Genomic DNA, 7,728 nt, shown 5'->3' on the forward strand with positions numbered 1-7,728 from the left:
GGATAACCGAGCGCGGAAGCCCCGGGTGCAGGGCTTCCGCGCTCGGCGGCCGGCGTGAACATACCGCGTTCCGGCGGAGTGGGTCAACCGCGGAGGGCGTCCGGTCCGCCGCCGGCGCAGGATCACGGAAGGACCTGCGCCGGCGGACCGGCCTACTGGAGCTGGACGCGGAAGACGGTGCGGCCGAGAGCCACGTAGAGGCTTCCGTCGATCCAGTACGAGCGCGGCGTCTCCTTCACCCCGAAGTCCACGCCGATGTCTATGGGCGAGCCCGTGGGCAGGGCCACGTAGTGCCGCCCGCCGGACCGGAAGACGACCTCGCCGTTGGGCCCCAGCGACTCCAGGAAGCTGCTCTGCGCGAAGCTGGTCACCTGGCGCTCGGTGCCGCCGGCCTCGCGCACGAAAATCTGCTGCACGCCCGACCCGCCGGTGCGCACGAACGCGTAGCGCCCGTTCTTCAGGAACTCGAAGTCGGTGTACGAGGCCTGCGGCGTGGTGACGCCGTCGTGGTACAGGTACGCCTGGGTGTAGGCCAGGTACGACACGTCGCCCTGGTCGTTGATGCTGAGCTCGAAGATGCCGCCCGCGTTGTAGATGCGGACGATCTCGCCCGTCGCCACGTTGCGGCGGTACAGCGCGCCGCCGTCCTTCCAGATGATCCAGCCGGGCGTCGCCTTCACCACGCCGCCGTCCGGGAGCGAGCCGAGGTCCTCGCGCACGCCGTTGCGCCAGTCGTGCATCTCCTCGTACCGATCTCCCGACTGCCCGGCCCGGGTGGAGATCTCGCCGTCGATGTATGCGGCGCCGGCCAGGGTGAGGTAACCCATGTATGGGATGCGGTACTCGGGGCTCTTGACGCCGCCCTGGTAGATCACCGTAACCGCTCCCGTCGCGCGGTCGCGGATGTTCAGGGAGCGGCCCGTCGCCGTGGAGTCCACGTAGAGGATGCGGTCGGCCGCGAGCTGCCAGACCTCGATGCCCGCCGATTCGACCGCCGTGAGCCGCGGGCTCGTCTCCACCAGCACCTTCTGGGTGATGATGCTGTGCTGGCCCTTCTGGTCCGTCGCATCCACCCGGAACGTGACCGTCTGGTCCGCCGGCAGCGGCAGGTCGGCCTCGATGCGGTTCGTGCCCTGCGCCCGGACGACGTCGCTGCCCGATCCGTCCGCGGTGTACCAGTAGAGCTTGATGGAGGTGCACGCCCCCTCCATGTCGGTGCACGCCACCGTCACGTGGTACGGCGTCGTCTGCACCACACCACCGGGGGGCGGCGACAGGACGTCGATCCGGGGGCGGCGGTCCAGCACGAACGGCATGTACGTGGTGTCCACGGCGCCGTTGCCGTCACGCTCCGCCAGCAGCAGGAACTTCTCTCCGCTCGCCAGGCCGGTCAGCGACAGGGCGCCGCGCCACTCGCCGTTCTTGAGCGTGAGCGGGAACTCGCGTCCGTCCACGATCGCCGTGAGCGCCACCACCTCCAACCCGCCGGTGACGGTCACCCGCACCGTGGTGGTGTCGTCCGCGAAGGTGCCCGGCGCGGGGGAGACCAGGTTCAGGTGCGAGCCCAGCGCCTCGTACACCGGCGACCACGCCGTGCAGCCGCTGGCGTTGCAAGCGCGGACCCGGTAGAAGGTGTTCTGCGCCGTTCCGGTGCGCGGGTCGTCGTACGAGCTGGAGTTCGGCGGAAGCTGGGCGACCAGCACGAACTCGTCCGGCTTGCCAAGGCTGCGCTGCACCTCGAAGTACGTCTCGCTGCTGCTGTTGTCCTGCCAGATCAGGTGCAGCGGCCCGGTCGGGTTCCTGGACGCGTTGAGAAGGCTCGGCGCCTGGGGATCGACGTGCGTGCCGGCCGGCGTGAACGCGCCCACGATGTCCCACTCAGGAGCCACGGTGCCGAGGCCCACCCACGTCTGGTACTGCGTCCCGTTCATGATCCACCAGCCGCGCAGACCCGTGCTCTTGTTCTGGAAGAAGATGTCCGGCTTCCCATCTCCCGTCACGTCGTGCGCCGCCGCCATCTCCCACACCGTCTGCTCGCTCGGGAACGACGCCCAGCTCTGGTACGTCGTCCCGTTCATTACCCACACGCCCCGCTGCCCCGTCGATTCGTTCTCGAATAGCACGTCCGGCTTGGCATCGCCCGTGAAGTCCGCCGCTGCCACCATGCGCCAGACCGGCTGTTCCGTGGGCGCGGCCGCCCAGCCGCGGTACGCCGCGTGGTCCATCAGCCAGAAGCCTCGGTCTCCCGTGGCGGTGTTCTGCATGAGGACGTCGGGCTGCGAATCGCCCGTGAAGTCCGCCGCGGCGGCGAAGTCCCACACCGGGTTCTCGCCGTAGAGCTGGATGAAGCTGTTCCAGGTGGTGCCCTTCAGCGACCACATCCCACGGTTGCCCGTGCTGCGGTTCTGCAGCACGATCTCGGCATCCCCGTCGCCCGTGAAGTCGGCGATGGCGGCCATGTCCCACACCGTGTCCTCGCGCGGGAGCATGATGTCGGCGCCCGCGCGGGAGGTGCCGTTCATCGGCCAGAGCACGCGATCACCGGTCTTCTTGTTCTGCCAGAGGATGTAGTAGAACGGCACCGTCGTCGCGGCGCCCGTCTCCGCATTCGCGACGGACACGTCACGGCGGGCAGGCTTCTGCGAGGCCCACGGGCCCACGAGCACGTCACCGCTGAGCTGCGAGACGGGCGTGAGGACGGGGCGCCGCGTGCTCATCACTCGCGGGCTGGGCTGGTCCGCCCCTGCCAGCCGCGAGAGCGCAGTCGGCGAATCACAGGCACCGGCCGCGAGGCACAGGAGGGCCGCGGCGGCGAACGCACGGGGAGACCGGCGGAACGGCAAGCGGACGTCGGATGAGCTCATCGCGGGTAGGTCCCTGGGAGATGGGGAAGACGGAGGGAATGCCGATGCCTGCATCGCCGGAATCCCGCAAGCAGCGGCGGAGTCGGGGTAATACGGACTACCGGAACCAGCAAGCTAACGCGATGCGGCCGCAAGCTCAAGCTGCGCCAGCAGATATGACGCGACCACCGCGCCTGGCGGACCACCCGCGAAGGCCGAATGTTGACGCCCGGGCCTCGTGCGGCATTACAAGCTCTGAAACGAGAAGAGACTTCTTCTCTCGCACACGAACTCAGGACCGGCGTAAAAGGGATCCGCACTGGAGCGGACAGGCGGAGGTCCCCGGTTGCTCGGTGACGACGGGCACCGGCCGGATCGAGTCGAGCGGCGAGGGTGGGATGGAAGCTCTGCAGGGACCACAAACCAGAGGGGGAGAGGACACGCGGGGCCGCTTATCCGCCGATGCGGCACTTGACCGCCGGGCGCGGATGCGACAGCGTTCACGCTCTCCCATCCACACCTCGCCGGCCTTCTGCGCTGAAACCGCGCCGGGGGCGGCCGCGTACGAACGCACGTTTCCGCCGGCGACCGCCGCGCGGGGCGCAACTCCCTGAACCTCCCGCCACACACCATGGCTCACGCACTTCTCCTGGACGGCGTCTCCAAGCGGTACGCCGGCCACACCGCGGTCGACAACCTCTGCCTGGAGGTGCCGCCGGGCACCATCTACGGCATCCTGGGGCCCAACGGCGCCGGCAAGTCCAGCACGCTCCGCATGGTGATGAACATCATCATCCGCGACTCCGGCACCGTCTCCCTCCTGGGCGCGGACCCGGAGCGGGACCGCTCGGTGCTGCGCCGCGTGGGCTACCTGCCCGAGGAGCGCGGCCTGTACCGGAAGATGCGCGTGCTGGACGTGATCGTCTTCTTCGCGGAGCTCAAGGGGCTGGACCGCCGCACCGCGCGCACCGAGGGCGACCGTTGGCTGGAGCGCATGGGCCTGGCGGACTGGCGCCTGGCCAAGGTGGAGACGCTCAGCAAGGGCATGCAGCAGAAGGTGCAGTTCATCACCACCGTGGTCCACAAGCCCGACCTGCTGATCCTGGACGAGCCGCAGAGCGGCCTGGACCCGGTGAACCAGGAGGTGCTGCGCGACACCATCCTCGCCGCGCGCGACGAGGGGCGGACGGTGATCTTCAGCACGCACAACATGGAGCAGGCCGAGCAGCTCTGCGAGCACGTGTGCATCATCGCCGGGGGGCGCAAGGTGCTGGACGGGCGGCTGCGCGACATCCGCCGCGAGAACCTGGGGCGGCGCTACGGGGTGGAGTTCGACGGCGAGACGCCCACGGCCACGGCGTTCATGTCCGCCGCGGGCCGCTACGGCCAGGCGGAGCGGAAGGGCGAGGGCTGGGAGATCGACCTGCCCGACGCGGTGCAGCCGCGCGACTACGTGGCCGCCCTGAACGACCTGGACGCGCCGCTCATGCGCTTCGAGCGCGTGCAGCCGTCGCTCCACGAGATCTTCGTCCGCAACGTAGGCGACGCCGCCCAGCCCCAGCGCCGCCCGGAGGTGGCCCATGTCTGAGACGTTCATCGTATTCCGCCGCGAGTTCGTGGAGCGGGTGCGCGCCCGCAGCTTCATCATCTCCACCCTGCTGGTGCCCGCGCTGATGATGGGCATCGCCGCGGCGACGGCCATCTCAGCCCGCGGAGGCGGCGGCGAGAAGAAGATCGTGCTGGTGGACGAGGCGCCGGCCGGCGTGGGCCCCCGCGTGGAGGCGGCGCTGGTGCGCCCGCGCAAGGACCCGGACGACCCCACGTACCGCGTAGAGCGCATCGCCGCGCCGTTCCAGGCGCACCGGGCGGAGCTGCTGAAGCGCGTGCAGCGCAAGGAGATCGACGGCTACGTGTGGCTCCCGGCCGACGTGCTGGACGGCAACCGGGTGGAGTACCGCTCGGCCAACATCAGCAACTTCAACGTGCTGTCCGACATCCGCGGCGCGGTAACCGAGGGCGTGGAGACGGCGCGCCTCAACCGCGCGGGCCTGAACGCGGCCGACATCGCCTCGCTCGTCCGCCCGGTGGACGTGAAGACATCGCGCATCACCGACAAGGGCGAGGAGGGCGGCACGGCGGCGCAGACGTTCTGGCTGGGCTACGTGATCGGGTTCGTCATCTACTACCTGATCATCTTCTACGGCATGAACGTGCTGCGGAGCGTGCTGGAGGAGAAGACGAGCCGCGTGGCCGAGGTGATCGTGAGCAGCATGAAGGCCACGCACCTGATGACGGGCAAGATCCTGGGCGTGGCCGCGGTGGCGCTGCTCCAGGTGGCGATCTGGGTGGCGCTGGTCGCGGTGGGCGTCTCGCAGTCGTCGCTGCTGGCGGAGCGCTACCACGTGTCGCCGCAGACGATGGCCGCAATGCGGGTGGACCCGATGCTCGGGCTGGCGATGGTGCTCTTCCTCCTCCTGGGCTTCCTGCTGTACGCCGGGCTCTTCGCGGCGCTGGGCGCGGCGGTGAACAGCGAGCAGGAGGCGCAGCAGTTCCAGACCGTGGTGCTGCTGCCGCTCTTCGCCACCATCGCCTTCATCTTCAAGGTCGCCACCGACCCGCTGGGCACCATCGCCACGCGGCTGGGGATGATCCCCTTCACCTCGCCCATCACCATGCCCATCCGCATGGCCGGGGCGCAGGTGCCCACGGCGCAGATCGTGGGCTCGCTGGCCCTGCTGGTGGTGGCGAACGTGGTGGTCGCCTGGGCGGCCGGTAAGATCTACCGCGTGGGCATCCTCAGCACGGGCAAGAAGCCCACGCTGGCCGAGCTGGGCCGCTGGCTCCGCGCGGCGTAAACCGAGGCATTACGACGAACGGCGCCGGCTCCGCTACCGCAGCGGGGCCGGCGCCGTTACGTTGGTGCCCCGCGTGCCCGGCCGCGCATCCGCCGCACCGCATCCGTCGATTCGGCCGAGGCAGCCGGCAAAGCACGTCGGCCGGCACGCGGTAGCATCTCGCCACGCGGGACCGCCGTACGTCTCCAACGAAGTCCGTGAGAATCGGTGCGGCCGCATCGCCCTGGCGGCTAAAGCCGCGGGCTACGACGGCACGAAGCCCACGTGCGTGGGCTGCTACCGATGGTCCGAATCGCTTCGGCGAGACTCGGCTGAGGGTAGCCGATCCGCCCGGATTCCGTATCACCCGTCCATCGCCCGATCCAGGATTCGATGCCGTCGACCATGTCTCCCGTGCGCAGGGCGCTCCACTTCGCGGTGGGGCGCTCCAGCGGCGTCTGGAACCTGCTGCGGTCGCCGCGGCTGCGGCTGCGCGCCTTCGGCAGCCCCATCGACACCATGCTGTACGCGCTGACCATCTCCCGGCCGCGCGTGTTCTTCGTACAGGTGGGGTCGAACGACGCGGTGGCGGGCGACCCGCTGCGCCCGTTCCTGTGGAACCGCCACTGGCGCGGAGTGATGGTGGAGCCGGTGGGCTACGTCTTCAAGCGGCTGAGCGCGCACTACGGAGCGGATGAGCGCTTCACGCTGGTGAACGCCGCCATCGGCGAGGCGGACGGGCCCCGCGCCTTCTACCACTTCCCGGAAGGCATGGAAGGCCTGCCGGTGTGGTACGACCAGCTCGGCTCGTTCTCGCTGGAGACGGTGAAGGCCGCGGCGGCCACGCTGCCGGGGCTGGAGGAGCGCATCCAGACCACCATGGTGAGCTGCATGACGTTCGAGACGCTGGCCGCGAAGCACGCGGTGGGCAGCCTGGACGTGATCCACGTGGACACCGAGGGCTACGACTACCAGATCCTCAAGCTGGTGGACCTGCGCCGCCACCACCCCACGCTGCTCATCTACGAGCACAAGATCCTTTCGCCGGCTGACCGCGATGCCGCACAGGCTCTTGTCCGCGACTCCGGCTACGTGCTCATGGAGGTGGGCGGCGACACGCTCGCCCTCGCGACGGAGGCGCTCTCGGACCCGGTGCTGTCCTCCGCCTGGGACCTCATCGGCGGGCCGCGGAGTTGAACCGCGGCAGCGAAGCGGCGCGATGCGGAATCGAGCGGCGGTTTTCGGTAGATGTGGATGCGACGAAGGGCTCGGCCGATGGCCGGGCGATTCGTGCTTTCGGGAGATGCAAACCGTTGTATGAGGATTCCGGCGGCCGACGCGTTATCCTAGTGACAGGTTGACATCCCCACATTCCCCCGCTGCACCTCCAATCGCCACGCCGGACCGCGCCGCGCCCGCTCTGCGGGCTGGGACGGTTACCCTGCCCCGGCTGCATCGGATCGAACCCCCAGGCCGCGCCACGCGCGCGCCGGACGCGGAGCCCACGGCCTTGATGCGGATCGCGCTCGTCTCGGAATACTACTACCCACACCTGGGCGGAATCTCGGAGCACGTGCACTTCTTCGCGCGCGAGATGCGCCGGCGGGGGCACCACGTGGACGTGATCACGTCGCGCGTGCCGGGCGCGGCGGAGGAGCCCGGCGTGATCCGGCTGGGCCGCAGCGTTCGCATCTACGCGAACGGCTCGGTGGGGCGGCTGACCGTGGGCCGCGACCTGCGCCGGAAGATGCGCGACACGCTGCGCCGCGGACGCTACGACGTGGTGCACGTGCACGGGCCGTTCACCTCCGTCCTCGGCATCCTCGCCATCGACGAGGCGGAGTGCGCCGTGGTGGGCACGTTCCACACGTACTTCGACGGCGCGTGGGCGTACAACGTGTGGCGGAAGCCCTTGCAGCGGCGGCTGGACCGCATGCACGCCGTCATCGCCGTCTCGCCGAGCGCGGCGGAGGCGAACGCGAGCTACTTCGACGCGGACTGGCGCATCGTGCCCAACGGGGTGGACGTGGACTTCTTCCACCCGCTGGCCG

Annotated in this window: 5 protein-coding genes; 4 read left to right on the forward strand and 1 reads right to left on the reverse strand. The window is 69.7% G+C overall.

What is annotated here, in order from left to right:
• Nucleotides 1-152 precede the first annotated feature (152 nt).
• Nucleotides 153-2,717, reverse strand: a complete 2,565-nt coding sequence (locus VFE05_15010; protein HET6231381.1) for a VCBS repeat-containing protein — start codon at nucleotides 2,715-2,717, stop codon at nucleotides 153-155.
• A 757-nt stretch (nucleotides 2,718-3,474) separates the two neighbouring features.
• Here VFE05_15010 and VFE05_15015 point away from each other — a divergent pair.
• From VFE05_15015 to VFE05_15030, 4 genes are all read left to right on the forward strand, one after another.
• Nucleotides 3,475-4,431 carry an ATP-binding cassette domain-containing protein gene (locus tag VFE05_15015; GenBank protein ID HET6231382.1) on the forward strand — a complete coding sequence of 319 codons (957 nt, stop codon included), beginning with the start codon at nucleotides 3,475-3,477 and terminating at the stop codon, nucleotides 4,429-4,431.
• Nucleotides 4,424-5,698 carry an ABC transporter permease gene (locus tag VFE05_15020; protein ID HET6231383.1) on the forward strand — a complete coding sequence of 425 codons (1,275 nt, stop codon included), beginning with the start codon at nucleotides 4,424-4,426 and terminating at the stop codon, nucleotides 5,696-5,698. Before VFE05_15015 ends, VFE05_15020 begins: the two co-directional genes overlap by 8 nt.
• A gap of 372 nt (nucleotides 5,699-6,070) precedes the next feature.
• Nucleotides 6,071-6,874 (forward strand): FkbM family methyltransferase, encoded by an 804-nt coding sequence (locus tag VFE05_15025; GenBank protein ID HET6231384.1) that lies wholly within the window; start codon nucleotides 6,071-6,073, stop codon nucleotides 6,872-6,874.
• A 316-nt stretch (nucleotides 6,875-7,190) separates the two neighbouring features.
• The coding region (locus VFE05_15030; GenBank protein ID HET6231385.1) for a glycosyltransferase at nucleotides 7,191-7,728 on the forward strand (538 nt) is incomplete at its 3' end.

It is taken from the genome of Longimicrobiaceae bacterium, from assembly GCA_035696245.1.
Lineage (GTDB): Bacteria > Gemmatimonadota > Gemmatimonadetes > Longimicrobiales > Longimicrobiaceae > DASRQW01.